Raw genomic sequence first — 26,935 nt, 5'->3', positions numbered from 1 at the left:
ATCGGCCAGAAAAAAAAGTTTAAACAACTTCTGTATAAGGAAACATTAAAATATCTTTATAAATATTTATAAGCTAATTAGTTATAGAAATAATAACCGACTGATATGGCCTTAAATAAGCTTTCTGCCGATCCAATTTCAACACCTGATAATTGTTGATCAAAACAGCATCATGACTTATGTTGAAAGGCAAATTAAATTCAGCCTCTTTTGTTGAAAAATTAAACATCACTAATAATTGCTGCTTATCTAAACTTCTGATGTAAGCGTAAACCTGCTCATGATCTTTGTCTAATAATTCATATTTGCCATAAATTAAACCGGGGTTTGCCTTTCTTAACTGGATTACCTTGCGGAAATAATTAAGGATAGAATCAGGATCAGCCTGTTGCAATGCTTCGTTTACTGCACTAAAATTGGGGTTGACCTTGATCCAGGGTTTTGCGCTGCTAAAACCTGAGTTGGTTTCACTATTCCACTGGAAAGGTGTACGACTGTTATCCCGTGCTGTAAGTTTCCAACCTTCCAGATATTTTTGCGTGTCTTCGCCGTCCTGTTGCAATTTTTTGTACCAGTTTAAGGTTTCGATGTCTCTGTAATCTCCAATATCATCAAACTTAATATTGCTCATACCAATTTCATCTCCTGCAAAAACATAAGGTGTAGCACGCATAGTTAACAAAAAAGTAAGCAGCAACTTTGCCGATGCTTCACGAAATGCTATGGTATCATTTCCCCAACGGCTTAACATCCTTGGCTGGTCATGATTGCCAAGATAAATACTGCCCCAGCCTTTTTCTTTAAAAATATCGCTCCAGCTGCTGTACAATTTTTTAAAATCGGTAAGTTTCCAGCCAGCAGGGTCAGGTTGTTTGTATCTGCTTTCCGTTAAGCCTAAATTCATTCCATCAAAATGAAAAAACATATCCAGCTCTTTACGGTCAGGATCAACAAAATTCATGGCTTCGTTAATGGTAACACCAGAACCTTCGCCTACAGTCATGATTTCGTATTGGCTTAAAACTTCGCGGTTCATCTGCTGTAAATAATCATGCAGCTTTGGCCCTTTTGCATAGTAAAGGCCCCACTTTCCTTTGTCGTTCTTGTCCAGATATTCCTGGGTAATTACCGGAAAGTTAGTGTCTTTAGAGATATAGGAAATCACATCCATTCGAAAACCATCCACACCTTTATCAAACCAAAAGTGCATCATTTTAAAAATCTCCTTCCGTACAACCGGGTTTTCCCAGTTTAGATCCGGTTGTTTTACAGAGAAATAATGCAGATAATAACTATCCGTTTGTCCATCATACTTCCAGGCACCATCTTCTACATCGAAAAAACTATCGCGATAGGGCGGTTTTCCATTCTCGGCAGGCCACCAGTGGTAATAATTGCGGTAAGGGTTTTGCCTGGAACTTCTGGCCTCTTTAAACCACTTATGTTCATCGCTGGTGTGGTTAACCACCAGGTCCATCACAAGTTTGAGGTTCCGCTGGTGCAAACCTTGCAGCAATTCGTTAAAATCCTGCATCGTACCAAATTCTGGGTTGATTGCTTCATAATCGCTAACATCATAACCATTATCACAATTAGGCGAAGGATAAATCGGGTTCAGCCAAACCACATCTACACCTAAACTTTGAATATAATCCAATTTTGAAATAATGCCCTGCAAATCGCCGATGCCATCGCCATTACTGTCTTTAAAACTACGTGGATAAATTTGATAAACTACGGCTTCTTTCCACCATTTAGGACCTGGAACAGCAGCATAAATATTTGAATGTTGGGAACCGGATTTTTCTTGAGCCGAAGTAAGCATAATTAATTTTGAAAGAAAGTTAAAGACTTAAAAGCGGCATTTAGCATTTTAGTTTGGCCTGGCATACAAAGAGCATGAATTTTTAGCTGGCTTCACTAAAAAGTTACAATTACAAAAATGGATGTTGGGATTTCCTTCCTGCGGTTAATGCTTCTTTTAGCACACTAAAATTGGGGCATTGTTATGGTTAAATACTGTTTTTACCAGCCTAAAACCTGCAGGTTTATTTTGGCGTTTGATAATAGTAAATCGGGGCATTTTTACCTTCGCTGGTTGTATAATAACCTTTTCCATTTAAAGTAAAACCGATGGCTTCGCCTTGTTTTTCTGCTTTGTAGGGCAATTGGGCAGGTTTACGTTCCAGCGTTTTCCAAATTGGTTCTCCGGGCTGGCGTTTCCAGTAAAACACTTTTTGGTAGCTTCTTACCAATATTTTACTGCCGTCTGCAGAAATGTCTCCGGCAGTAATCCATCTAAATAAAGGCAGGCCGGGAAAATACAGCTTAGCTTTTTTTTGTAAAACGGTAGTTTCGTCTAAAGGAGCATTTAGCGGCGCTGTATAAACGCCAACCGAATCTTCCCGTTTTGTAATGATGTAAAATAACCGGTCAACAGGATCAACCATTAACGTTTCTGCATCATGTGCTCCATCGGGATATTTTAAATGGATTGCGTTGGTTTTGATAGAGGATACCGGCGGAGTTCCGGTAACAACAGGTTCATTAAAGCGGTAAATGGTAATGGATTGCCTTTGTGCACCATTATCGCCAATATCACCCAGGTAAACATAACTTTTACCTTTTTCCGGCCCAACACTCACTGCAATATCTTCACAATCAACTACGTTTTTATTAGCTTCATCCGCTTTAAAATAAAAAGTTTCTTTTAACTGGCCGGTTGGTGTAATGGCAAAAAAACGACTGGTATCGCCGCTATCGTTATGCACATAAAGTATATTTTTATTGATATGGGAAGCAGCGATACCTGAAATTTCTTTTAAGGCAGGATCTTTTAACGTATTTTGATTTTGGGCAATTACCATCCTAACGGTAAACAGAATGATAACTGCAGCAGCTATTAAATTTATTTTTTTTTGTTTCAATATCATTTTTAACTTACATTTTGTTAAACCAGCCTTTTCGCCAGAAAAACACAAATTGTATAACCGCAATAATTAACATCACGATCAGTGTATAAATGTAACCATGCGGCTGGTAGAGTTCCGGCAAATTATCGGGCATTACTTTATTTGTTACCGGGTCCAACCGGGCGAAATTCATACCATAAATACCTGCAATAAAGGTTAAAGGAATAAATATGGAAGAGATGATCGTGAGCACTTTCATGATCTCGTTCATACGGTTGCTGATGATCGAAAGGTACATATCTAAAATACTGGCAGTAACTTCTTTATAACTTTCAATCAGATCAATAACCTGAATACAATGATCGTAAGCATCACGCAAATATAATTTATCTGTTTGGGTAAGGAGCGGGCTTTCCGTCCGTATCATGTCATTAATTTTGTCACGTTCCGGCCATACAGCACGGCGCAGTAAAATCATTCCCCGTTTAAGCTGCTGCGATTCATACATAATGCTTCTGTCGGGGTTTTGATACAAACGGTCTTCCAGCAAATCCAATGAATCGCCTACTTTGTTTAGCAGGTCAAAATAACGGTCGATTACCGTATCGGTAAGTGCATAGGCCAGATAACCCGGCCCTGCAGTCCGGATAAAGCCTTTTCCTGCTGCCAAACGTTTTTTTACGCCCTCGAAATACTCCTCATGCGTTTCCTGAAAACTAATAACGATGTTTTCTTTTACCAGGATAGAAAGCTGATAATCCTCAATGGCTTCCTCTTTATGGTAATGCAACAGCCTGCTTGTCATAAATACATACTTATCGTATTCGTCAAACTTAGGCCGTTGCCTTGTGTGTACAATATCTTCCAGCACCAAACTGTTTATTTCTAATTTACTGCCAATTGCTTCGATCAAATCCTGATCGCCCAGGCCTTTTATCAAAATCCAGTGCGTATGCTGGTCGCAGGCTTTCATCTGGTCCAGCACAACAGAAATATTGGTGCCTTTATCTTCTTTTACTTCTGCCTGGTTGTAGGAATAAATTTCAATTATAGGTTTTAACGCATCTTTAGATATGGTAACCGAACCTGGCATTTCGCCAACTACAGCATCATGACTGCTCGCTTTTACCCGGAAACGTTTGTTTTTTTTTGCCATTACAAATAGTTTAACGTGTTCGGGCCCTGGTTAAACAACAGGTCAACTATGCTCAGGTTTTTTAAAAACCCTTTCCGGTCATCAAATACCTGGAAATAGGTTTTTTGCTGAAAATCATAATCCAGTTTTGGGTGGATGCTTTTTCGAAAATCCAAACCTTTTGTGCTGGCTTCGTAAGCTTCTGTAAAATTCAATTCTACCTTCAGCTTCATCAACTTTAAAAGCAAACGCAGCAAAGCCTCATTGTAATCAAACAAAAACATGTATTTTTTTTCCTGGTAAAACGGGGCGAAATCGGCTTCGTAATATTCAAAATAAGCCGAACTGCGGTAACAGCATTCCAGGCTTAACCAGTGCAGCCGTTGCCAGTTAAAATCGTAACTTATTTTAACATCTTTTACTACGCGATGGTTTTTAGAGCCTTTTTCTACCGGCACAACCAAAGTTAAAGCACCATCCGGCGAATAAATTTGCGCCCGGTTACGATAAGTTTGTTTCGGGAAATACTCTTTTTGCTCGATTAAAAAATTGTTTTTATGTTGAAGGAATTCTGTAAAAAAAGAAACCGGAGGCAAGTAAAACAAAGGAAAAATTGCACCGTTATCGGCCATAAATGATATGTTTGTATTCAAAATTCAGCGAAAATAATGATAATTAAGGCGCTTACGAAAGTAGCCATTTTCTTTTTGTACCTGCTCTCGCTGCTGCCCTTTTGGGTTTTGTACCTGTTTGCTGATGCTGTTTTTATCATCCTTTTTTACCTAACGCATTACCGCCGCAAAGTAGTACAGCAAAACCTGCTAAATGCTTTTCCCGAAAAAACCGATAAAGAACGCGCACAGATTGAACGAAAGTTTTACAGTTACCTTGCTGATTTAATGGCAGAAGCGATCAAATTAATCAGTATTTCTGAACGGGATTTGAAAAAGCATTTCACCCTAAATAATCCTGAATTGTTAGATGCTTTTTTTAACGCACAAAAAAGTGTATTAGGCGCTTTAGGCCATTATGGCAACTGGGAAATGTCTGCCCAGATTTTAGGTTTTTCTACCACAAAAAAGAAACTGTTTATTTATAAACCACTTGAAAATGTAGCTGTTGATACTTTTATCAAAAAAATGCGTTCGCGTTTTGGTTCTATTCCGGTTGCCATGAAAGCCACACTCAGAACATTGGTTACTTTAAAAAATGAACCTACTTTTACCGTTTTTGTAAGCGACCAAACACCGGTACGCGAAGAAACGCAATATTTTACATCATTTTTAAACCAGCCTACTGCTGTTTTTTTGGGGATTGAAAAGATGGCGAAAATGACAAACAGCCCGGTAATTTTTTGTGATATACGTGTAGTAAAAAGAGGTTATTATTGCTGTACATTTGTGCCTTTAATAACCGAGCCGAGACTTAGCGCCGAACATGAAATTACAGATACGCATGTTCAATATCTGGAAAAGGTAATTCGGGAAGAGCCGGCTTACTGGCTCTGGTCGCATAAAAGATGGAAATTTAAACCGGAAGATATTCATAGATGAGCCTGCCAAAAGTTGCCGTTGTGATCCTGAACTGGAACGGTTTAAAGTATTTAGAAACGTATTTGCCTTCGGTTATTGCTTCCATCTACCCAAATCTGGAAATCATTTTAGGTGATAACGGTTCTACAGATTGTTCTGTAGAATTTGTAACGGAGAATTATCCGCAGGTAAAAATCCTTTTAAACAATCAGAACTACGGTTTTACCGGCGGTTATAACAAGGTTTTAAACCGTGTTGAAGCTGATTATTTTGTTTTGCTAAATTCTGATGTAGAAGTTCCGCCAAACTGGATTGGACCGGTAATTAGTTTAATGGAAAGCGATGATTTAATTGCGGCTGCGGCACCCAAAATTTTATCATGGCAGGAAAAAAACAAGTTTGAACACGCTGGTGCGGCCGGTGGTTTTATTGATGCGTTTGGTTATCCTTTTTGCCGCGGAAGGATTTTTTACGAGATTGAAGAAGACAACGGCCAGTATAACCAAACCAGCGAAGTGCTTTGGGCTTCGGGCGCTGCTTTGTTTATCAAGCAAAAATACTGGGAACTTTCGGGCGGTTTTGACGAACGTTTTTTTGCACACATGGAAGAAATAGATTTGTGCTGGCGCTTAAAAAATATGGGCTTAAAGGTGATGTATTGTGCCGAATCAGAAGTTTATCATTTGGGCGGAGGCACTTTAGATGTGGAAGACCCTTTTAAAACGTTCCTCAACTTTCGTAATAACCTTTTACTGTTACAAAAGAATTTGTGGCTGCGCAAAAGCTTATTTATTATTCCGATGCGTTTTGTGCTTGATTTTGTAACGATACTTAGGTTTATTAGTGAAGGTAAACGCAAAGATGCCGCAGCCATCAGTAAAGCACATCGAAATTTTCTCCGGCATATATTTAAAAATTCCGGTCAGCGGCAAAAAGTAAAAAGCGAACGCCATGCCGATTATAATTTACAATCAACCGCGGGTTTTTATCCGGGTTGCCTAGCTTGGGATTTTTTTGTGCGGAAGATTCATAAGTTCTCGCAATTAAAAGGGTGGTAAAAGAAGCATTTGTTTTTTACTTCCCGAATCAAAAACAAACAAATTTGCAACCTATGCTTCTTTTATCGGCATAAATTTCACTTACCGCTGCATCAGCCTTGCAACATATTTACCAATAATATCAAATTCCAAGTTCACAATTGAACCTTCTTTTACCTGCTGTAAATTGGTATGTTCGTAAGTGTAAGGAATAATGGCAACAGAAAAACTGTTTGCATGAGAATTTACAACGGTTAAACTAACACCGTTAATACAGATAGAACCTTTTTCTACTGTTACATTTCCTTGCGTTGCATCATGTTCAAAAGTATATTCCCAGCTTCCTTCCAGTTCGCGGTAAATGGTACAAACAGCAGTTTGATCAACATGTCCCTGTACAATATGCCCGTCCAGCCTGCCGTTCATTTGCATGCAACGTTCCAGGTTAACTAAATCGCCCTTTTGCAGGTTACGCAAGTTAGTTTTATTTAAAGTTTCTTCAATTGCGGTTACGGTATGCAAACCATCAGCAATGGCAACAACGGTTAAACAAATACCGTTATGGGCGATGGATTGGTCGATCTTTAATTCGTGTGCAATATTGGAGCCGATGGTTAAATGGAGGTTACCCTGATCTGCAAACAAATCTGTAACGGTCCCTAAAGTTTCTATAATTCCGGTGAACATGTTGATATAAAAGTAACTGGTAAGCTTTGTGTTAACGGCTGTAAAAGTAAGCTAAGCAATTATAATTTTTATGCCATAAAAGAAGCATCAGTTTAATTGCTTCAGCATAAAATCTTTAAATTCAATTTTCATTGGCGGGCCAACATGCACTTGTACGCCAATTAAACCTTTCATTTTTCGGTTTACGGTATCGTTATCTGTTACTTCCGACATTAAAGTACCGTTGATATAATGTTTCAAATTATTGCCTTTTGCAACAATGTGCAATTCATTCCAGCCATCGTAATTGATACTTTTTAACAATTGCGCTTTTGATCCTAAAGAATCAATTAATATGGGTGCTTTTCCGGTTTCGATAACCGTTTTTTGTCCGCGTACGGCTAAAAACTGCCTTCCTCTTTCCTCATAATTTTGTCCGGTATGGCGCGGATAGCCTAAATTGTATTTATCTTTCCCGTCGAGATCAGCCTGATAGCCTTTTAAAGCATAGGGCAAACTATCTACACGGACACTACGGTAATTTACGCCGCTGTTGCCTTTTGCCGAAATTCGGTACTGCACCTTCAATTCAAAATCTCCGGGTCCGCCGCCTTTCCAAATCAGGAAAGTGTTCTGTTTGAGGATTGTTTTTGGTGTTACTTCGCCTGTTAAAACCCCATCTTTTGCCTGCCAGTAAGTGGTGTCGCCTTCCCAGCCTTTTAAAGTTTTGCCATCAAAAATCGGCACAAATCCTCTTTCTGGTAAATTTCTTTTTTGGGCGAAGGCAATTTCCTCCGAAAAAAACAACAGAAAAACAGACGTTAATAAAAGTGCGGTAAAAGAAGTATTGGGTTTCATACAGGTTAATTTAGAAGGTGTAAACATCATTTTCCCTCTTTAAAAGAAGCATGCTTAAAGAGAAATAAATTTTATAAACCACGCAATAAAAAAATTTCAAATAAAGTTAGGTTGAATATTATTAATAATACTACTTTTAGCCGTTCTGCTTAACCAATCAGAAAAAGACCTAATTAAAAAAACTACTAAAAATGAGAAAACCGAATTTATTAAAATTACTATTGCCCGTTGGGTTATTATTGCTGATCTGCTCGTTGTTTATCGGACATTTTACCAAAATTTCTGAACCACTGAACGGTTTTTTTAAAGGCTTGGGAATTACTTTAATTGTTGCTTATTTTTTGAAAGCCAGCTTAACCAAAACGGTTTGGTAAAAGCATTTTCAAAAACAATTATTTTAATTGCCTATTATTACAATCAATATTGACCAGTAACTTAAATCTTAAAAATGAAAAAAACAGCCTTATGCCTATTCGCCTTAGCGGCAACTTTATTAAGCACTTCCTTTGCTCAGGATACTGTAAAACACAGCGCTAAAGCCACTAAAACTACTACTCATAAAGTAGTTAAACATCACAAAGTGGTTAAAAAAACTACACCAAGTATGTAATTAACCTCAATTTTATCAAACAAAAGCCCCGGCAATAAATAATTGTTGGGGCTTTTGTTTGATCTGCGCTGGCAGAATTATGATTAGTCCAGACTAATACTACCTGATAAACTTCTTTTTCGGATTAATTAAATGCTGGCATATTCATTCCATCAGCAGAAATGAAAACTGAGTTTTAATTTTTAAAGAAGCTTTAGTAATTATGAAGTTGTTTAAACTTTTTTTCTGGCCGATGCTTCTTTTATCAGCTAAAAAATCACTAAAGACCTATAAGGTTTTCAAAACCTTATAGGTCTTTAGTGATTAAATGTAAATACCAATTTTTACCCCGTAAAAGAAGCATGCGCACCAAGCCCGGGCACATCAATCCTAAGCATATCCGAAGGGTCTGTACAAACTTAAACAGGCCTTGAAAGTTTAAACAACTTCTATATTTAAACAACTTTATCATTAATTTTAGCAATCAATTGTATTAGGGCGATGGAAACAGAGCGGCCAAGCAAGCCATGTTTTTATGCTTAACCTTTTTGTCCCATTCATTTTTATAAACCTTTTAATGCTATGGTTGACCTATACCTGAAGCTTTTAAATTATTTTAATGATGTACCCATTGGCACACAAAAATCTATTTCGCCTTTTTTAACCGATCATTTTAAAAAACCTACTGCCCATACGCCTTATGCATTTACATCGCAAATGAAAGACCTGAACAATTTTATAAAAGATGTAAAAGAGCAGAAACATTTAGAATTTGGAAGTACACATTTCTGGCCGGAACTATCCAAGACAAACACGTTTGAATGGTTCGACCAGAAAAAAGTTTTAGCAAGCATTACCATTAAAGGGGCAGAATACCTGCATCAAAGGATTTTAAATAATTCTGTTATTGAAGTTAACCATTCCATTGCCGAAAGTAACCGCATTATTTCTAAAAATACGGTTTTACAAACTAAAGCCAGCTCCCGGCAAACTTACCTTTTAATTGCAACTGCTGTTTTTACCCTGGTAAATCTCACAATCTCTGGTTATAATATTTATTCGGATAGATCGAAAGAACAATTACGGCAACAATTGACCGAGCAAACCAAGCAGATCCATGCTTTGCAAATGGAGCAAACGGAGATTTTGTATAAGTCTTTGAAAAAGTTGAATGAGGAGAATACTGTGAGGAAGTAGATTTTTTGTCGATAAAAGAAGTATGGTGAATTAAAAAACATAAAATGCCCTTCTTAAACAGAAAGGCATTTTATGTTTAAAAAATTAAGAACTTTAATTTTGATCAAATCATCTACAATGCTCCAGCCTTAATCTCTTCAACAACAGCAGGATCAAGCAAAGTAGAAGTATCGCCTAAATTTTCGGTATCACCTTCCGCTATTTTTCTTAAAATACGGCGCATAATTTTGCCTGATCGCGTTTTTGGCAGTCCGCTTACAAACTGAATTTTATCAGGTTTGGCAATCGGGCCGATAATCCGGGAAACAGTCATGGTAATATCTTTACGGGTGAGGTTATCATTGCCATGCATATTCGGACAAACTACAAAAGCATAAACGCCCTGGCCTTTAATATCATGCGGGTAACCCACTACGGCTGATTCTACCACATCCGAGTGCATATTAATGGCATTTTCTACTTCGGCCGTACCAATGCGGTGCCCGGAAACGTTTAACACATCATCTACCCTGCCAGTGATCCGGTAATAACCATCTTCATCGCGCAGGCAGCCATCACCGGTAAAATACATGTTTTGGTAAGTGGCAAAATAAGTAGTGCGGCAACGTTCATGGTCGCCATAAGTAGTACGCAGCATTCCAGGCCATGGAAACTTGATGCAGAGGTTTCCGCTTACCCCATTTCCTTCAATTTCCTTTCCGTTCTCATCAACCAAAACCGGCTGGACGCCTGGAAGCGGTAAAGTTGCATAGCCAGGTTTAGTAGGTGTAACGTTTGCGATTGGAGAAATCATTAGCCCGCCGTTTTCTGTTTGCCACCAGGTATCAACAATAGGGCATTTATTATGGCCAATCTTGTCGTCAAACCAATGCCAGGCTTCTTCGTTTATCGGTTCGCCTACAGAACCTAATTTGGTAAGCGAACTCAAATCTTTTCCTGCCACCGGTCCATCACCGTAACCCATTAAAGAGCGGATAGCAGTTGGCGCAGTATATAAAATGTTGACCTTAAACTTCTGTACAATGTTCCATAACCGGCCAGCATCCGGCCATGTTGGGATACCTTCAAACATTAGTGCTGTGGCACCTTGAGAAAGCGGGCCGTAAACAATGTAAGAATGGCCGGTTATCCAGCCAATATCCGCCGTACAAAAATGCACTTCGCCGGTTTGGTACTGAAAAACATTGGCAAAAGTATAACCGGTATAAACCATGTAGCCGCCGCAAGTATGCACTACACCTTTTGGTTTTCCGGTTGAGCCGGAAGTGTAGAGAATGAACAACATATCTTCTGCGTCCATTTCTACCGCCGGAAAATCTGTTAAGCCATTGGTTTCTACTTTACGCACTTCATCTTCCCACCAAACATCGCGGCCTTTTAGCATAGAAACCGGTGTACGGCTCCGGGTTAAAACTATTACTTTTTTTACCGATCTGCATTGTACCAGTGCATCATCGATCACAGATTTCATAGGTGTTTCTTTGTTTCCGCGGAAACCACCATCTGATGTAATTACTAAAGAACATTCTGCATCAACAATCCGGTCGGCAATAGATTGTGCCGAAAATCCACCAAAAACAACCGAATGAATAGCGCCAACACGGGCACAAGCTAAAACGGCAATAGCCAGTTCGGGCACCATGGGCATGTAAATACAAATACGGTCGCCTTTTTTAACCCCGTTATTTTGCAGTACATGCGAAAACTGGCAGACCTTTTGGTGCAATTGTTTATAGGATAATATCCGGTGATCTTCTTCCGGATCATTCGGTTCCCAAATAATAGCAGGTTTATCACCTAAAGTATCCAAATGCCTGTCGATACAGTTTTCGGTAATATTAAGCTTGGCACCTAAAAACCATTTAATTTGGGGTTCTTTAAAATTCCACTCCAAGACCTGGTCCCATTTTTTTCGCCATAAAAAATTCTCAGCAATTTCTGCCCAGAATTTTTCCGGTTCGCTTAAGCTATAATTATAAACATCTTGGTATTCTTCAAAAGATTTTACTTGCAGGTTCATGGGTAGAAATTATATTACTGTTTTTGCCGGTAAAACTAAAAATTCTGTTTAGACAAGAACTATTCAAAATCATAATTATTTTGTTAACGTACCTAAAGGCCAGAAACTTTTGCCATAAACATCATTTAATAAAATTGCGGCACCGGTATAAATAGCAGAAAAGCCGCAAAGTAATCCTTCATATCCGGCAAAATGGGTAATAGATTTATTGCCTGTTGCATCGCCTGCGGCCAATAAAAAGAACAAAATGGTTAGGGTTGCAAAAACGATTTGTAAAGCGCGGTTTAGCCGTAAAGTACCAATAAACAATAATCCCGTAAAAATTCCCCACATTACTAAATACGAAGCCATTGCTGTTTCTGAAGCCGGTGCAATCCAGCCTAACTTTGGCATCACGATCAACCCAACCAATGTTAACCAGAAAAACCCGTAAGAAATAAAGGCCGTCATGCCGAAGGTATTGTTCTTTTTAGATTCTAAAATGCCAGCGATAACTTGTGCTGTCCCTCCGTAAAAAACCCCCATTGCCAGGACCATAGAATTAATTTCGAAAAAACCAGCATTGTGCAGGTTTAGTAAAACAGTGGTCATGCCGAAGCCTAACAAACCAAGCGGGCCTGGATTGGCAGAAGAATCCTTCATTACGAATTCGTTAATTTCTTTCATTACAATAATTTTTAGGTTGATAATTGGTTTAACAATCGTATGATTGAGCAGGTTAAATTAAGGAATCCAGTTAACTATCTACAATTTTTATTAAAATTTTATGCTGGGCAAAAAGAATTGTTAAGTTGCTTTTACATTCATTACAAATGCTTCTTTTACCGCCTAAAAATCATCAAAACTAATTTTAAAAATCTATTGTGTATTTTGTAACAAATGCTGATATTTGCAAACTCTTTTTTAAGGAGAAGAAATAACAAAACATTTCATCATGTCTAGAATTTGCGATTTAACTGGTAAAACTTCTATGAACGGATTCAGCGTTTCTAACTCGAATGCTAAAACCAAACGTAAGTTTCACCCTAACTTGAAACTGAAAAAGTTCTTCATTCCGGAAGAAGATAAATGGATTACTTTAAAAGTTTCCACTTCAGCAATTAAAACAATTAACAAAAACGGTATTTCCGCTTGTATCAATAAATTTGTAAAAAAAGGGTACATTTAAATAAAGTTACCGGTTGCCTGTTGTGAGTTGCCTCTTCGCGGCGCTTAACTTACAACTTACAACCCACAACTTACAACTCCAAATATCATGGCAAAAAAAGGTAACAGGGTTCAGGTGATCTTAGAATGTACAGAGCATAAAACCAGCGGAATGCCGGGCATGTCTCGTTACATCACCACCAAGAACAAAAGAAATACAACAGAAAGACTGGAATTAAAGAAATTTAACCCGGTATTGAGAAAAGTAACGGTTCATAAAGAAATTAAATAGTATTCGGTTGCCGGTTGTGAGTTGCGAGTTGCCTGTTTAGGCTGTTTAAACCCGCAACTGACAACCGGAAACTGACAACTCTAAAACACACAATGGCAAAGAAAGTAGTTGCAACCCTGAAAACCGGAAAAGGCAAAGAATACTCCAAAGTAATTACAATGGTGAAATCTCCTAAAACCGGTGCTTATTCTTTCAAAGAAATTATTGCACATAACGACCACGTTAAAGATGCAATTGCTGTAGCAAAAGCTGCTAATCAGTAATTTTTTCTTTTTAAAATAAGAAAGCCGTTCCGATTTTACCGGAAGGGCTTTTTTTGTTATCATATAAATTTTGTTGCCGTAAAAGAAGCATTTGCTTTTACAGCCAGGCCCTTAGAATAAACTTATGGGATTATTTGACTTTTTTAAGAAGAAAGAAAACACAGTTACAGAGCAACAGGACCTGGAAAAGGGCCTGGAGAAAACCAAGGACAGTTTTTTTTCTAAAATTACCAAAGCCGTTGCCGGTAAATCAACTGTTGATGACGAGGTGCTGGATGACCTGGAAGAAATACTGGTTACTTCTGATGTAGGGGTAAACACGACCTTAAAAATTATTAAACGGATTGAAGAACGGGTTGCAAAGGACAAATACCTGAACACAACCGAACTGAATGGGATTTTAAAGGAAGAAATTCAGGGATTATTAGCCGAAAACAACAGCAACGATTTCCACAATTTTGAATACGGCAACCACAAGCCTTATGTAATAATGGTGGTTGGTGTAAACGGCGTGGGCAAAACAACCACCATTGGCAAACTGGCACATAAATTAAAACAAGCTGGCAGTAAAGTAGTTATAGGCGCAGCCGATACTTTTCGTGCGGCTGCAGTTTCGCAAATACAGCTTTGGGGAGAACGTGTTGGTGTTCGTGTTGTTGCACAGGCCATGGGTTCTGATCCGGCTTCCGTTGCTTATGATACCGTTAAATCTGCTGTTTCCAACGGAGATGATGTCGTAATTATTGATACCGCCGGGCGATTGCATAATAAAGTTGGCTTGATGAACGAGCTGACCAAGATTAAAAATGTGATGCAAAAGGTTATCCCAAATGCACCACATGAAATTTTGTTAGTGCTGGATGCATCAACCGGACAAAACGCCATCGAGCAATGCAAACAGTTTACACAGGCAACAGATGTAAATGCTTTAGCTTTAACCAAACTCGACGGAACAGCAAAAGGCGGCGTGGTCATCGGAATTTCAGATCAGTTTAAAATACCGGTAAAATATATTGGTGTTGGCGAAGCTGCAGATCAATTACAGTTATTTGATCGGAAAGCATTTGTAGATTCATTGTTTAAGGATAGTTAAGTCATCAAATTTTAAAGAGTTCCTGTTTATGGCTTATATGGCGCTTCAACTATAAGTTCTATCATAATTAATCGTAATTTTATGATTATGGAAAGTATCGTTATTCATCCTAACAATAAAAAAGACCTGGATTTATTGCAATACCTGGCTCAAAAGATGGGTCTTGAAACGCATATTTTGACTGAATCAGAGAAAGAAGATTTTGCCTTGATGAAAGCTATGCAAGAAAATGATCCGGCAGAAAATTTAAGTCTGGAAGATGCAACTGCTTATTACCAAACTTTAGAAAAAGCAAAATAAAGTGCCGGTAAATGTAATTTATAACAAGAAATTTCTGAAAGATTTAGCTTTGCTTCCTTCCAAACAACGAATTAAAGTTGAAAAATTAGTGTTTCAGGAAATTCCTGCTTACGAGCATTTATCAGAAATAAAAAACTTAAAGAAACTTCAGGGCTACGAATTATATTTCCGGATCAGGGTTGGCGATTACAGAATTGGTTTAAAAATTGAAAACCAAAATTTAGTTTTTGAACGGATTCTTCATCGCAAAGACATTTACAATTTATTTCCTTAATTACAGATTTTTGAAAACGAAAATATCCACTATAACCAATATTAAAAAACCACGTGTAAACGTAGTTACTTTAGGTTGTTCTAAAAACATATACGATTCCGAACTCTTAATGGGCCAGCTGAAAGGCAATTATTTTGATGTAGTGCATGAGAGTGAAAAAGTTGGCCGCAATGATATTGTGGTGATCAATACCTGCGGTTTTATTGATAATGCCAAGCAGGAATCCATTGATACGATCCTCCAATTTAGTGAACTGAAAGAACAGGGAAAAGTTGGAAAAGTGATTGTTACGGGCTGCCTTTCCGAGCGCTACAAACCTGAACTGGAAGCAGAACTGCCAAATGTTGATGCTTTTTTTGGCACCAATAATCTGCAGGATATTTTGCAAAATATTGGCGCAGATTATAAATACGAATTATTGGGCGAGCGCTTGTTAACCACGCCTTCCCACTTTGCTTATTTTAAAATTGCTGAAGGTTGTAACCGTCCATGCTCCTTTTGTGCCATTCCGTTAATGCGTGGCAAACATGTTTCTACACCAATGGAAGAGCTTGTTTTACAGGCAAAAAAATTGGCTGCAAACGGAACGAAAGAACTGATTATGATTGCACAGGATTTAACCTATTACGGTTTGGACTTGTACGGAAAACGTAACCTCAATGAATTATTACGAAGAATTTCTGATGTAGAAGGTATCGAATGGATCCGTTTGCAATACGCTTATCCTTCTGGTTTCCCGATGGAAATTCTGGATGTAATGAACGAGCGCAGCAATATTTGCAATTACCTCGATATGCCGTTACAACATATTACCGATAATATGCTGCGTTCGATGCGCCGCGGCATCACTAAACAAAAAACAATTGATGTAGTCAATCAAATCCGTGATAAAGTTCCAGGAATTGCTTTGCGAACGACTTTAATTACCGGTTATCCGGGCGAAACGCAGCAGGATTTTGAAGAAATGCAGCAATGGGTGATGGATACCAAATTTGACCGCTTAGGTTGTTTTACATATTCGCATGAAGAAAAAACACATGCTTATGATTTGGTTGACGATGTTCCGGAAGCAATAAAACAGGAACGTTCTGAAGCGATCATGGAAGTGCAGCAGTTAATTTCCCACGAAAAAAATCATCAGAAAGTTGGAGAAACTTTTAAAGTTTTGATCGATAAAATTGAAGGTGAGTTCTTAGTTGGACGGACAGAATTCGATTCGCCGGAAGTAGATAACGAGGTTTTGATCGATGCACGCGAACAATATGCCACTCCGGGAAGTTTTGTACAGGTAAAAATTGATTCGGCAGAAGATTTTGACTTATATGGAAAAATCGTTCAGCAGGAAGCCAGCTTAAGCTTTGCCGGGCCCAACTATCTGTAAAATGGATGCAACTTATATCGATTATCAGTCAACCAATAGTTTTTCTCCAACCGTTATCCTTTACCTAAAAAACGATGCAGCCTTAAAACCTTTTTATAGTTACTGTCCTGATTTTGATGGCTTCCGGCAATTGCTTCAACATAAAAAAAACACCTGTAAAAGAAGCATTTTGACGGAAGCTTTAAATGCACAATACGAAAAACTACCGGTAAAAGAAGTATCAGAATTAACGCTTAACAACCTTTCGCTGCTCAAACAGGAAAACACTTTTACCGTTACAACCGGGCATCAGCTCAATATTTTTACCGGTCCGCTATACTTTATTTTCAAGATTGTTACGGCAATTAACCTCGCAAAAGATTTAAAATCTGAATTTCCCGATAAAAACTTCGTTCCGGTTTACTGGATGGCCTCGGAAGATCATGATTTTGCGGAGATCAACCATACGCAGATCGGCGGCAAAAAAGTTGCCTGGAACGAAGAAGTTTCTGGCGCAACCGGAAGGATTTTAACCAAAGGAATCCGTGAAGCTTTAAATCAATATAAAGGTGTTTTAGGTATCGAAAATCATGCAGAAGAACTTTCAAAATTAGTCGAAACAGCTTATACCAAATTTGAAAAATTAGCTGATGCAACGCGTTATTTGGTTAATTCATTGTTCAGCAAATTTGGATTGGTGATTTTAGATGCTGATGACTCACGTTTGAAACAGGAATTTGCGCCGATTATTGAGGAAGATATAATTAACCAAAATAGCTTCAAAAACATTTCGGCAACAAATAAAAAACTGGAAGAACTGGGCATACACATCCAGGTAAATCCACGGGAAATTAACTTTTTTTACCTGTTAAACGAAGTACGTGAGCGTATCGTTTTTGAAGATAATCAATATAAAGTTTTAAATACAGAAACTGCTTTTTCGGAAGAAGAACTGAAAGCGGAAATTGCAAGTTTTCCAGAAAGATTTAGTCCGAATGTAGTGATGCGGCCGCTTTATCAGGAAGTAATTTTACCAAATATCGCTTACATTGGCGGCGGTGCAGAAGTGGTTTACTGGCTGGAACTGAAAGCAAATTTTGAGTTTTACGGAATTGATTTCCCGATTTTGATTTTACGGAATTCAGGTTTGATTGTGAGCAAAAGAGCGGTGGAAAAAGTGGAAAAAATGGGTTTAACACTTCCAGATTTTTTTCAGGGTACAGATATTTTAAAAACTGATTGGATCAAGGCAAACAGCCAGAACCAACTGCAACTAAAACAGGAATGGCAGGAATTAAGCCAGGTTTTTGAACGGATGAAACTGCAGAACAGCAAGATCGACCCGACATTAGTCCCGTCCACAGAAGCCATTCAAAAAAGATTAGAGCATGCTGTTTTTAACCTGGAAAAAAAGCTGGTTAAAGCCGAGAAACGCAATTACGAAACACGTTTAAACCAAATCGATCAGGTTAAAAATGAATTATTTCCGGGAGGAAATTTGCAGGAACGGAATGAAAATTTTGGCTTGTTTTACGTAAAGCAAGGACCGGAATTAATTAATCAACTTGTGAAGCATTTCAAACCGTTGGATTTTAAATTTACCATTTTAACAGAATAAGTATTGTCATTTCGTTGCCCTGTCATTTCGACCAACGGGAGAAATCTTCATCGAATTATAAATTTAACGCTTTGATGAAGATCCCTCCTATCGTCGGGATGACAAAACAAGCTTAGAAATGACAGCATAATTATAACACCAATTTTATGCTGATAAAAGAAGCATCCCTCCGAACTTTTACGGAACAGATTTTTCTAAAAATAGGTTGCAGCAAACAACATGCAAAGCTGGCTGCTGATATTTTATTAAAATCTGATTTGCGCGGAATTGATTCGCATGGTGTTGCCCGTTTAAGTGGTTACGTGCGTTTATGGGAGAAAAAACGTATCAACCCAACACCAAATATCCAGATTGTCCATGAAACACCAACAACAGCAACCGTAGATGGTGATGCCGGTTTGGGTTTGGTTGTTGCCCCTTTTGCCATGCAAGTTGCAATCGAAAAAGCAGAAAAATATGGTTCAGGCTGGGTTTCTGTTCGTAATTCTAATCATTTTGGTATTGCCGGTTATCATGCTTTAATGGCAGTTGAAAAAGACATGATTGGTTTTGCCATGACTAACGCAAGTCCGCTGGTTGCGCCAACTTTTTCTAATGAAAGAATGCTTGGAACCAATCCGATGTGTTATGCTTTTCCCGCAGGAAAATACCCACCGCTAATTGTAGATATGGCAACTTCAGCAGCAGCAAACGGCAAATTAGAAATAGCACAACGTGCCGGCAAATCGGTACCGGAAGGCTGGATCCAGGATGAAAACGGCGATTTTACAACTGATCCTCATGCTTTAAAGTCCGGCGGTTCTTTGCTTCCTTTAGGCAGCGACCGCGAACATGGCAGCCATAAAGGTTTTGGTTTGAGTGCTACGGTTGATATACTTTCTGCCGTGCTTTCCGGCGCTAATTATGGGCCTTGGGTTCCGCCTTTTGTGGCTTATTTGGATCCTGCCCCAAATCCGGTTGGTACTGGCATTGGTCATTTTTTAGGTGCGATGCGTATAGATGGTTTCCGTCCGGTTAATGATTTTAAACATCATTTGGATAACTGGATTAAACGTTTTAAATCAGCCAATCCTATTCATCCAAATCAAAAAGTAATTATTCCCGGCGAACCTGAACTGGAAGCTGAACGGGATCGTAAAGTAAATGGTATTCCTTTGGTTGATGCTGTTGCTCAGGATTTAAATGAGTTGGCGGAGAAGTTGGGTGTTGAAAAGTTGAATGAAAATTAAATTATCCTGCTAAATTCTAATAGAAAAAACTTTTGTAAAAGCTAACTGAATTTCTGCTAACTGCTTATCAGTAACATTTCCTATGCTTTTAATAAACCGTTCTTCTGCTACACATCTTACCTGAAAACAATCAGCAGCAGAAGTTTTAGACAAATTGTTGCTTGTCAGGATCAATCTTTACCATCCAGGGAGCAATTGCATAACGGTCTTTCCAATCCGTTAAAGGCACAATTATTTTTAAAGGAAGTTTGCTCAATTGGTTATCATTTACAATGATGGCAGGGCGTGTTTTCCTGATTTCAGAACCAATAGTTGGATCAAGGCTGATTAACCAGATTTCACCTTGTTTCATAAAATCCTTCCAAATCTAAATCGGTAAAAGCCGTTAATTCTTTATCAGTGCGATAATCTTGATAAAGGCTTTCTGCAGCTTCCTGCAACAGGTTCTGGTTTCCTGCTTCTTTAATTGAACGTAAGGTTTGTTCAATAATAGTCCACCTGCTTTCGACAGGCAAGGCTTGTATTTCTTTAATGATTTCTGTTGTGCTCATGAAGAAATTTATTTTTTTGTTGTTAAAGGTTTAGAAAATTTAAGTGAAATTTAAAAATAAATTTGGTATCGTTGGATTAAAAATCCGTAGCTCAAAGGTTGGAGTTACAAACCCCGACCAGTAGATTATCTTTCCTGTGCAACAATTCTACAGTTATGCAACGTTATCAATTGGGAGTTGGTGAGATTAGAGTTGAGCTTATACTTATAGTAATTATATTTATAACCAAATTTAAAAAACGGAACTAATCATTGAATCTTTACGAAAGCGACAATAATAATGTGACCAATTTATTGGATGTTTGGAAAAGCAACTTCCCAGGTTACTATTTTAGAATAGATGCCTTGAGTTACGATTTCGACGAAATTAATCTAATCATCCCAGTGATTATGGGAGTAAACACTGACTATAAATTCCATTTTGCTTTTTTGTTCAATAACTTTAGTAAAGACTATACGTCAAGTGTGATTGCTTACGTTAAACAAAGTAGATATAATAGAACAGCTCTATCAAATTCGACAAACAAACCGTTATTTGATCAATTAAAATCATTCTTTGCACCTAGAAAGAAAATAACTTTTTCTAAGCAAGTTTATATTTTTACCAAACAAATGACTTGTAGTAAAAAGAAGATAACGGCAATTTTTAAAAAAGAAGGATTTTTAGTAGAGTTTAGATAGTTCTAACGAAAAATTGAAAACGAAACTTTAATTACTTAAGTACGTTGAAACCATTGTTTATTAAATCGTAATGTTACATTAGCGGATAGTTACTTTTCCGATATATAAGAATGTCAGTAGAAATAGAACCCAAATTCTTAAAAGTAATATCGAAGTTGCCTCATTACTTCGATCCTACCAGATCTGAATCTGTTCCAGAGGGTTTAATAGGAGCTGAAATTATAAATTTTGGTACGACGGAAGAGCCTGAATTATTTGAAGGTGGAGGATTGGTAATAGATTATAAAAAAACTGGAAGCAATGACATTTGGCGACTTATTTTGTCATTTAATGATAGCGGCATGTGGATAGAATTCAATGGCATTAAAGCCTAAAAATCCAGGTAAATCATGCTTCATTTCCCAAAGAATGCGTTTGATAGCAAACAAAAAATCTAATAACGCATAAATTTGCATACGATTTTCATGCACATATCGATAACTAACAACTGAACCTCTTGCAGCATGTAGTACAGTTGGAAGTTTATAATCAGACAAAGGAATGCTTGTTGTTGACCCTATTTTCAAAGTCCTTGGATTAGCTTTAATTAGTTCGTCGTAATATTCGGTAATCTTCAATCGAGTATTTTCATTTAACAAATTGAATAGAAATTCTAAATCGTGTCCTAGACCTGGACCGTTTCCTTCAAGTGTTATTATCATTTTAAGAAATAACTCGATAGCAAATGCATGATTACATATTACAGGTAAACATAAATGCCATTTAACTTCATCAGGGGAATCGGAAAATTTCTGTCGGCCTAATAAAAGGTCTGATGTGTAGCTAAAGCACATTGCATTATAGAAAATGGGGGCTGTTTCTGTTAGGTCGCTAACAACAAGTTGACCATTTGCTAAGTGTCTTAGAAAAACAGCGTCTGGGGTTACTGTACATGTTTCTGGTGAAAGGATTTTACTAAAATGTGTCTTTAATTCTAATATCAATTTATGAAGTGCTCTAGCAAAATCTGAAAGCGTATAATTACTTGAGCCATATTCATGTTCATATCGATGTTTTTGGAATGCGTCTTTACAGTCATTTAAAATTGCTGGTAGCGAGAAATCAATAGTAGGGTGATCTTTTTTTATTATAGGAATTATCGGATTCTCATTAAGAAACTGTTCATAATATAGTGTGACCTTATGCTGATGCTCTTCAGATAAACGTTTGAAAAGTTTTGGATACTCATGCTTCCCGTAATGAGTATTAGAATTCATGTAAATCAGGCATTTTAAATATAACTCGATAGCTATAGCTTCATTCATTATCCCTACATTAAAAAACTTTAATGCAGCAACAGGGTGTACATTTGTAGCCCTAGCTCTTAAAAAAATTACTTGAGCTGCGTCCCTAAATAATTCAGCATTTAAAAAAAGTGCCTCATCATCACTGATATTTGCGTTCATATTTCAACCTTTTCTACAATCAATTTTACGCTTTTTAAATACTATTTTACCCTGATAAAAGAAGCATCGCTTCCTTACTTTATCCCCATAAACAACCTCTCCCACCTAATTTTGTGCATAAAAGAAGCATTTTCATCCCAGCTCATCCAAACAAATAAAGCTTTGCCTACAATGTGGTCTTCGGGAACGAAACCCCAGAAACGGCTATCTAACGAGTTGTGGCGGTTATCGCCCATCATCCAGTAATAATCCATTTTAAAGGTATATTGATTGGTTTTGGTACCGTTGATGTAAATATCGTTTCCGCGTTTTTCCAGCTTGTTGTTTTCGTACAATTTAATGGCGCGTTCGTAAATCATAAAATTGGTAGAATCCAACGTTACCGTCCAGCCTTTTTTAGGGATGATAACCGGACCGTAATTATCGACGTTCCATTTCAGCTTTGGATCGTGCGGGAAAACCTGCAAATCTGCTTGTCCGGCTGGCTGAATATAAGGCGCAATATAAGTGATGTTAGAATAACCTTTTAAAGTAGGCACACTTTCGTGCGGCATAATCCATTCCAGGTCTGTTGCATTTACTTGTCCATGCGAAGGATCGATATGCAGATCGTACAAAACCTGCGGGTTCAGTTCCTGCCCATTTGTACGAACCAGGTAAGAAGTTTGGCTGTTTGGCGGCGTTGCCTCGGGTTTTCCATTGATGTAAACCTGCGTATTAATTAGTTTTAGTGTATCTCCCGGAGTTCCCTGACAACGTTTAATGTAATTCTCACGTTTATCAACCGGGCGATATAAAGGAGAATCCGCATCCATCGGATAATTAAAAACTACGACATCGCCTTTTTTAACATGGCTTAATCCCGGCAAACGGTAATAAGGCAGTTTGATACCATCCCAATAAGATTTTACATCAAACAAAGGCATGGTATGATGGGCGAACGGAAAAGAAATTGGCGTCATGGGCGTACGCGCGCCATAGTTTACCTTGCTTACAAACAGGAAATCGCCAACCAGCAGCGAACATTCCATAGAAGGCGTTGGAATGGTAAACGCTTCGATAAACAAACCACGGATTAAGGTGGCGGCAACAACAGCAAATATGATGGCATCGAACCATTCGCGCGAGGCACTTTTCTTTTTCTTTTTTGGATCAGCAGCAGATTTATTCCAGAATTTCCAACTCATTGTTTTATTTTGAAGGCGTGAAAGTAGTGTTTTTAAGCGTTAAAATTAAACAGATCGGCGGCTGTAAAGAAACCTTTACGGTCTTTAATCCATTCGGCAGCAAGCACAGCGCCTAAAGCAAAACCGGAACGGTTATGCGCAGTATGTTTAAATTCGATGGTATCTACATCAGAACCGTAAATAACGGTGTGCGTTCCCGGTACGTTTTCTATCCTGTGCGATTCGATCAGCAATTGTTGTGGTGCTATTACCGCCGGCGAATCATCATTTAATTGTCCTGAAACTGCATTTACCCATGCTTCTTTTACCGGTATATTTTCTATAATTCCTTCTGCTATCGTAATCGCCGTTCCGCTTGGTGCATCCAATTTTTGGGTGTGGTGGATTTCTTCTACCTGAACTTCGTAATTCGAAAACCGGCCCATTACTTTGGCCAACATTTTATTAATATGGAAGAAAATGTTAACGCCAACGCTAAAGTTAGAAGCATAAATTAAGGCAGCATTGAGTGCTAAACATTCGTTTTTCACATCCTGCAACTGGTTATACCAGCCTGTTGCGCCAACTACAACCGGAACACCGGCATCAAAACAATGCTTAATGTTTGCTAAAACAGTATGCGGCGTACTAAATTCTATTGCTGCATCTGCTTGTTGCAGGTTTTCTGCAGTTAGTTCATGCAAGTTATCGTGATCTATTTTTAAAACGATTTCGTGTTTCCGTTCCAGGGCAACCTGCTCGATTATCTTGCCCATTTTTCCGTATCCTAATAAAGCTATTTTCATTATTTTTAGGTGTCAGCAATCAGGTATCAGCTGTCAGCTTATGCACATTTATTGTATCTGTTATTTTTATCGGTTTAGAGCTGATACCTCTTACCTGATATCCCATAACTTCTTCTCACTTCATTCTTAAAGTTACTTTTAAGCCGGGAATATAGCCACTATAAGCTAAACTTGGTGCATTGATAATAGTTGGGGTAACTTTAAAACCTAAATTGTTATCCATAGTATAAGAATGCTGAAACTTGGCATCAATATAAGCATCAATAGCCTGAATCCCCCAAAAAGCAACGGTAATAATAATGGTTAAACTCCGGTTACGATTATAAAAATCTACATAAGGGGTAATCTGGGCAAGTTGTAAATTTCCAAATTTTACTGTATCTATATTAGCTTTATCGTTACGCGAAAGGGCTGTGGCCTGCTTTAAAAATGCTTTATAATTGGTTTGCGCCACATAATACGAATAACCTAAACCAGCAAAACCACCATAAACTAAAGGTAATTTCCAATAATGATGGTTGTAGATTTGCCCCAATCCCGGTAAGGCTAAGGATTTTAATACGGCTTTATGTGGACTATGTGTACTATCCGGATGATAAACTTTTTCTTTAGGCTGTTCTGATTTTGGTTTAAACGGGACCAAAACCGAAGTGGTATCGCCTCTGCTGTTTATAATATCCTTTTTATTGTTAATCCTTTTCTGTGCCTGAACCGATGCTGCACAAAAAAATACTAATAAAAGAAGTATGGCTGAGATACGCATATTACCAGTCGAGCATTTCCAGTATCCGTCCCAAATCATCTTCTGATATAAATGGAATTTCGATGCTGCCTTTTCCGTTTTGTCCGACTTTAACTTTTACCTGCGAATTAAATTTAGAAGTTAAATCGGCCTGGATTTTTTGTGCATGAAAAGAAGCTGGAGCAGGTTTCGTATCAATGCTTTTTTTAGCAGGCTTTTTTTGCAGTTCGCGCACCAGTTCTTCCACTTTACGTACCGACAAACCTTTTTCTATAATCTGATGATGGATATACAACAGTTTTGCTGCATCTTCTACATTTACCAAAGCACGTGCATGGCCCATTGATATTTGTCCGTCGCGGATAGAAGACTGAACAACGGGCGGCAATTTTAACAAACGAAGGTAATTGGTTACGGTAGAACGGTTTTTACTAACGCGGTCGCCTAACTCTTCCTGCTTCAGGTTGCATTCATCAATCATCCGCTGAAAACTTAAAGCCATTTCTATAGCGTTCAGATTTTCCCGCTGGATATTTTCTATCAACGCCATTTCCAGCATTTGCTGATCGTTGGCAGTACGAACGTAAGCCGGAATTTCTGTTAAACCAGCTAATTTAGAAGCGCGCAAACGGCGTTCACCAGAAATTAACTGGTAAGAACGCGAACCAGTTTTACGAACAGTAACCGGCTGGATCAAGCCTTGCAAAAGGATAGAATCTGCCAGTTCGCGCAAAGCCTGTTCATCAAATTCTGTTCGCGGCTGAAAAGGGTTTACTTCAATCTCACTGATTTTTACCGCATTTACTGCCTTTAACCCTTCTGTTTCTAATTTATCTACATTTCCTTCCGAGGCCTTTTTTGTGGCTGCATTTACATGTACAGAATCATCTAATAACGCACCCAGGCCTCTTCCTAAAGCATTTCTTTTATCGCCACTCATCTATTTTATGCTTACTTTTTTCTGGTTATTGTCTTCCTCTTTTACCATGCCGTTGTTACGCAAAATTTCGCGCGCAAGGTTCAGGTAATTAATGGCGCCTTTACAAGTTGCGTCGTGCATAATTACCGACATACCAAAACTTGGCGCCTCGCTTAACCTTGTGTTTCTTTGGATGATGGTATTAAAAACCAGATTCTCAAAATGGGTACGCACTTCTTCTACCACCTGGTTTGATAAACGTAACCGGACATCATACATCGTCAGCAAAATACCTTCAATATCCAATGCTGGGTTTAAACGGTTTTGTACAATTTTGATGGTATTGAGCAATTTCCCCAAACCTTCCAACGCAAAATACTCGCACTGAACCGGAATGATGACAGAATTAGCAGCCGTTAAAGCATTAATAGTAATTAAACCCAGGGACGGCGAGCAATCCACAATAATAAAATCGTACTGGTCTTTGATCTTGTCCAGCACCGCTTTCATTTTGTATTCCCGGTTGGTGAGGTTGATCATCTCGATCTCCGCTCCAACCAGATCAATATGTGCCGGCAATAAATCCAGGTTTGGTGTTTCCGTTTTCTGGATGGCATCTGCCGGTTCTACATTGTTGATGATACACTCGTAAATACTGTCTTTAATCGTTCTCGGATCAAAACCAATACCTGATGTTGCATTTGCCTGCGGATCTGCATCTACCAGCAGGGTTTTATATTCTAACACCGCTAAACTTGCTGCCAGGTTAATAGAAGAAGTGGTTTTGCCCACGCCACCTTTCTGGTTAGCTAACGCGATTATTTTACTCATTATTAATCCTCAGTATAATTTTGAAAGTAAATTTTTATGCGGTAAAAGAAGTATCAATTAACAACCTCATGCTTCTTTTACACCTAATTTTTACTTAGTTTTTAAAGGTGCAAGATACCTACATTTTTACAATAAGTATTCAACCAGATTTTCCACAAGTTTATATTAATATCAACAACACAATTCCTCTTAAAACCTTTATAAATACTAACGTAATTTCTGCGGGTTCTATTTTTAACGATTGTTTTTTCTGAACTTTAAAATCACATTCTTT

Annotated in this window: 31 protein-coding genes and 1 pseudogene; 16 read left to right on the top strand and 16 right to left on the bottom strand. The window is 38.1% G+C overall.

The genetic code is table 11. From position 1 onward, the window contains the following. Positions 1-73 precede the first annotated feature (73 nt). The 4 genes from GO621_RS11415 to GO621_RS11400 form a co-directional block, all read right to left on the bottom strand. On the bottom strand, positions 74-1,825 hold the full coding sequence (locus tag GO621_RS11415; RefSeq protein ID WP_157567097.1) for a glycoside hydrolase family 13 protein: 1,752 nt from the start codon (positions 1,823-1,825) through the stop codon (positions 74-76). A gap of 223 nt (positions 1,826-2,048) precedes the next feature. After that, the gene (locus tag GO621_RS11410; RefSeq protein ID WP_157567095.1) at positions 2,049-2,933 is read right to left on the bottom strand and encodes a hypothetical protein; all 885 of its coding nucleotides are present in this window, start codon (positions 2,931-2,933) and stop codon (positions 2,049-2,051) included. A gap of 7 nt (positions 2,934-2,940) precedes the next feature. Continuing rightward, positions 2,941-4,068 (bottom strand): magnesium/cobalt transporter CorA, encoded by a 1,128-nt coding sequence (gene corA / locus GO621_RS11405; RefSeq protein WP_157567093.1) that lies wholly within the window; start codon positions 4,066-4,068, stop codon positions 2,941-2,943. Further along, positions 4,068-4,679: a WbqC family protein gene (locus GO621_RS11400; RefSeq protein ID WP_157567091.1), complete on the bottom strand. Its 612-nt coding sequence runs from the start codon at positions 4,677-4,679 to the stop codon at positions 4,068-4,070. Before GO621_RS11400 ends, corA begins: the two co-directional genes overlap by 1 nt. A 36-nt stretch (positions 4,680-4,715) precedes the next feature. On the opposite strand from GO621_RS11400, the gene GO621_RS11395 reads away from it, so the two are divergent. Together GO621_RS11395 and GO621_RS11390 are read left to right on the top strand one after the other, a co-directional pair. Further along, entirely contained in the window at positions 4,716-5,600 is an 885-nt protein-coding gene (locus GO621_RS11395) for a lysophospholipid acyltransferase family protein (RefSeq protein WP_157567089.1), read from the top strand. Further along, the gene (locus GO621_RS11390; RefSeq protein ID WP_157567087.1) at positions 5,597-6,637 is read left to right on the top strand and encodes a glycosyltransferase family 2 protein; all 1,041 of its coding nucleotides are present in this window, start codon (positions 5,597-5,599) and stop codon (positions 6,635-6,637) included. Before GO621_RS11395 ends, GO621_RS11390 begins: the two co-directional genes overlap by 4 nt. Positions 6,638-6,718: 81 nt before the next feature. Here GO621_RS11390 and GO621_RS11385 read toward each other — a convergent pair whose 3' ends face one another. Together GO621_RS11385 and GO621_RS11380 are read right to left on the bottom strand one after the other, a co-directional pair. Beyond that, positions 6,719-7,303, bottom strand: a complete 585-nt coding sequence (locus GO621_RS11385; protein WP_157567085.1) for a riboflavin synthase — start codon at positions 7,301-7,303, stop codon at positions 6,719-6,721. 87 nt (positions 7,304-7,390) lie between these two features. Beyond that, entirely contained in the window at positions 7,391-8,140 is a 750-nt protein-coding gene (locus GO621_RS11380; RefSeq protein WP_157567084.1) for a 3-keto-disaccharide hydrolase, read from the bottom strand. 191 nt (positions 8,141-8,331) lie between these two features. Between GO621_RS11380 and GO621_RS11375 the strand changes: the two genes are divergently transcribed. The 3 genes from GO621_RS11375 to GO621_RS11365 all read left to right on the top strand — a co-directional run bounded on the left by GO621_RS11375 (position 8,332) and on the right by GO621_RS11365 (position 9,926). Next, positions 8,332-8,514 carry a hypothetical protein gene (locus tag GO621_RS11375; RefSeq protein ID WP_157567082.1) on the top strand — a complete coding sequence of 61 codons (183 nt, stop codon included), beginning with the start codon at positions 8,332-8,334 and terminating at the stop codon, positions 8,512-8,514. Between the two features lie 74 nt (positions 8,515-8,588). Continuing rightward, positions 8,589-8,750, top strand: a complete 162-nt coding sequence (locus GO621_RS11370) for a hypothetical protein (protein ID WP_157567080.1) — start codon at positions 8,589-8,591, stop codon at positions 8,748-8,750. 561 nt (positions 8,751-9,311) lie between these two features. Beyond that, on the top strand, positions 9,312-9,926 hold the full coding sequence (locus GO621_RS11365) for a hypothetical protein (RefSeq protein ID WP_157567078.1): 615 nt from the start codon (positions 9,312-9,314) through the stop codon (positions 9,924-9,926). A gap of 112 nt (positions 9,927-10,038) precedes the next feature. Here GO621_RS11365 and acs read toward each other — a convergent pair whose 3' ends face one another. Both acs and GO621_RS11355 read right to left on the bottom strand, forming a co-directional pair. Beyond that, a complete protein-coding gene (gene acs / locus GO621_RS11360) occupies positions 10,039-11,946 on the bottom strand; it encodes an acetate--CoA ligase (RefSeq protein WP_157567076.1) in 1,908 nt (635 codons plus the stop codon). A 75-nt stretch (positions 11,947-12,021) separates the two neighbouring features. Further along, entirely contained in the window at positions 12,022-12,612 is a 591-nt protein-coding gene (locus GO621_RS11355) for an acetate uptake transporter (RefSeq protein WP_157567074.1), read from the bottom strand. A gap of 268 nt (positions 12,613-12,880) precedes the next feature. Between GO621_RS11355 and rpmB the strand changes: the two genes are divergently transcribed. From rpmB to GO621_RS11310, 9 genes are all read left to right on the top strand, one after another. Continuing rightward, complete coding sequence (gene rpmB, locus GO621_RS11350; RefSeq protein ID WP_157567072.1) at positions 12,881-13,114, top strand: 50S ribosomal protein L28; 234 nt, start codon at positions 12,881-12,883, stop codon at positions 13,112-13,114. A gap of 87 nt (positions 13,115-13,201) precedes the next feature. Continuing rightward, complete coding sequence (rpmG, locus tag GO621_RS11345; RefSeq protein ID WP_157567070.1) at positions 13,202-13,384, top strand: 50S ribosomal protein L33; 183 nt, start codon at positions 13,202-13,204, stop codon at positions 13,382-13,384. Between the two features lie 92 nt (positions 13,385-13,476). Then, positions 13,477-13,647 carry a DUF4295 domain-containing protein gene (locus tag GO621_RS11340; RefSeq protein WP_157567067.1) on the top strand — a complete coding sequence of 57 codons (171 nt, stop codon included), beginning with the start codon at positions 13,477-13,479 and terminating at the stop codon, positions 13,645-13,647. A 124-nt stretch (positions 13,648-13,771) separates the two neighbouring features. Next, a complete protein-coding gene (gene ftsY, locus GO621_RS11335) occupies positions 13,772-14,740 on the top strand; it encodes a signal recognition particle-docking protein FtsY (protein ID WP_157567065.1) in 969 nt (322 codons plus the stop codon). Positions 14,741-14,827: 87 nt separating this feature from the next. Then, on the top strand, positions 14,828-15,040 hold the full coding sequence (locus GO621_RS11330) for a hypothetical protein (protein WP_157567063.1): 213 nt from the start codon (positions 14,828-14,830) through the stop codon (positions 15,038-15,040). Position 15,041: 1 nt separating this feature from the next. After that, a complete protein-coding gene (locus GO621_RS11325) occupies positions 15,042-15,314 on the top strand; it encodes a type II toxin-antitoxin system RelE family toxin (protein WP_198170224.1) in 273 nt (90 codons plus the stop codon). A gap of 10 nt (positions 15,315-15,324) precedes the next feature. Next, the gene (gene rimO / locus GO621_RS11320; protein WP_157567061.1) at positions 15,325-16,695 is read left to right on the top strand and encodes a 30S ribosomal protein S12 methylthiotransferase RimO; all 1,371 of its coding nucleotides are present in this window, start codon (positions 15,325-15,327) and stop codon (positions 16,693-16,695) included. 1 nt (position 16,696) lies between these two features. Further along, complete coding sequence (gene bshC / locus GO621_RS11315) at positions 16,697-18,292, top strand: bacillithiol biosynthesis cysteine-adding enzyme BshC (RefSeq protein WP_157567059.1); 1,596 nt, start codon at positions 16,697-16,699, stop codon at positions 18,290-18,292. Between the two features lie 146 nt (positions 18,293-18,438). Further along, on the top strand, positions 18,439-19,521 hold the full coding sequence (locus GO621_RS11310; RefSeq protein WP_157567057.1) for an Ldh family oxidoreductase: 1,083 nt from the start codon (positions 18,439-18,441) through the stop codon (positions 19,519-19,521). A 9-nt stretch (positions 19,522-19,530) separates the two neighbouring features. On the opposite strand, the pseudogene GO621_RS19415 reads toward GO621_RS11310, so the two are convergent. Further along, a pseudogene (locus GO621_RS19415) lies at positions 19,531-19,873 on the bottom strand (type II toxin-antitoxin system PemK/MazF family toxin). Then, positions 19,860-20,072 carry a hypothetical protein gene (locus GO621_RS11300; RefSeq protein WP_157567056.1) on the bottom strand — a complete coding sequence of 71 codons (213 nt, stop codon included), beginning with the start codon at positions 20,070-20,072 and terminating at the stop codon, positions 19,860-19,862. Before GO621_RS11300 ends, GO621_RS19415 begins: the two are co-directional and overlap by 14 nt. A gap of 251 nt (positions 20,073-20,323) precedes the next feature. On the opposite strand from GO621_RS11300, the gene GO621_RS11295 reads away from it, so the two are divergent. Next, positions 20,324-20,752, top strand: a complete 429-nt coding sequence (locus tag GO621_RS11295; protein ID WP_157567054.1) for a hypothetical protein — start codon at positions 20,324-20,326, stop codon at positions 20,750-20,752. A 110-nt stretch (positions 20,753-20,862) separates the two neighbouring features. Continuing rightward, positions 20,863-21,126, top strand: a complete 264-nt coding sequence (locus GO621_RS11290) for a hypothetical protein (protein ID WP_157567052.1) — start codon at positions 20,863-20,865, stop codon at positions 21,124-21,126. Here the strand turns inward: GO621_RS11290 and GO621_RS11285 are convergent. From GO621_RS11285 to GO621_RS11260, 6 genes are all read right to left on the bottom strand, one after another. Continuing rightward, positions 21,076-22,197 carry a hypothetical protein gene (locus GO621_RS11285; RefSeq protein ID WP_157567050.1) on the bottom strand — a complete coding sequence of 374 codons (1,122 nt, stop codon included), beginning with the start codon at positions 22,195-22,197 and terminating at the stop codon, positions 21,076-21,078. The genes GO621_RS11290 and GO621_RS11285 overlap by 51 nt on opposite strands. A gap of 74 nt (positions 22,198-22,271) precedes the next feature. Then, on the bottom strand, positions 22,272-23,384 hold the full coding sequence (gene lepB / locus GO621_RS11280) for a signal peptidase I (RefSeq protein ID WP_157567048.1): 1,113 nt from the start codon (positions 23,382-23,384) through the stop codon (positions 22,272-22,274). 32 nt (positions 23,385-23,416) lie between these two features. Next, positions 23,417-24,169, bottom strand: coding sequence for a 4-hydroxy-tetrahydrodipicolinate reductase (gene dapB / locus GO621_RS11275; RefSeq protein ID WP_157567046.1), 753 nt, complete (start codon positions 24,167-24,169; stop codon positions 23,417-23,419). 115 nt (positions 24,170-24,284) lie between these two features. Continuing rightward, entirely contained in the window at positions 24,285-24,932 is a 648-nt protein-coding gene (locus GO621_RS11270; RefSeq protein ID WP_157567045.1) for a DUF5683 domain-containing protein, read from the bottom strand. Between the two features lies 1 nt (position 24,933). Next, positions 24,934-25,851 (bottom strand): ParB/RepB/Spo0J family partition protein, encoded by a 918-nt coding sequence (locus GO621_RS11265; RefSeq protein WP_157567043.1) that lies wholly within the window; start codon positions 25,849-25,851, stop codon positions 24,934-24,936. After that, entirely contained in the window at positions 25,852-26,661 is an 810-nt protein-coding gene (locus tag GO621_RS11260; protein ID WP_157567041.1) for a ParA family protein, read from the bottom strand. Positions 26,662-26,935 lie beyond the last annotated feature (274 nt).

This window comes from Mucilaginibacter arboris (assembly GCF_009754915.1).
Taxonomy (GTDB): Bacteria; Bacteroidota; Bacteroidia; order Sphingobacteriales; family Sphingobacteriaceae; genus Mucilaginibacter_A; species Mucilaginibacter_A arboris.
This window is presented reverse-complemented; position numbering and strand designations above follow the sequence as displayed.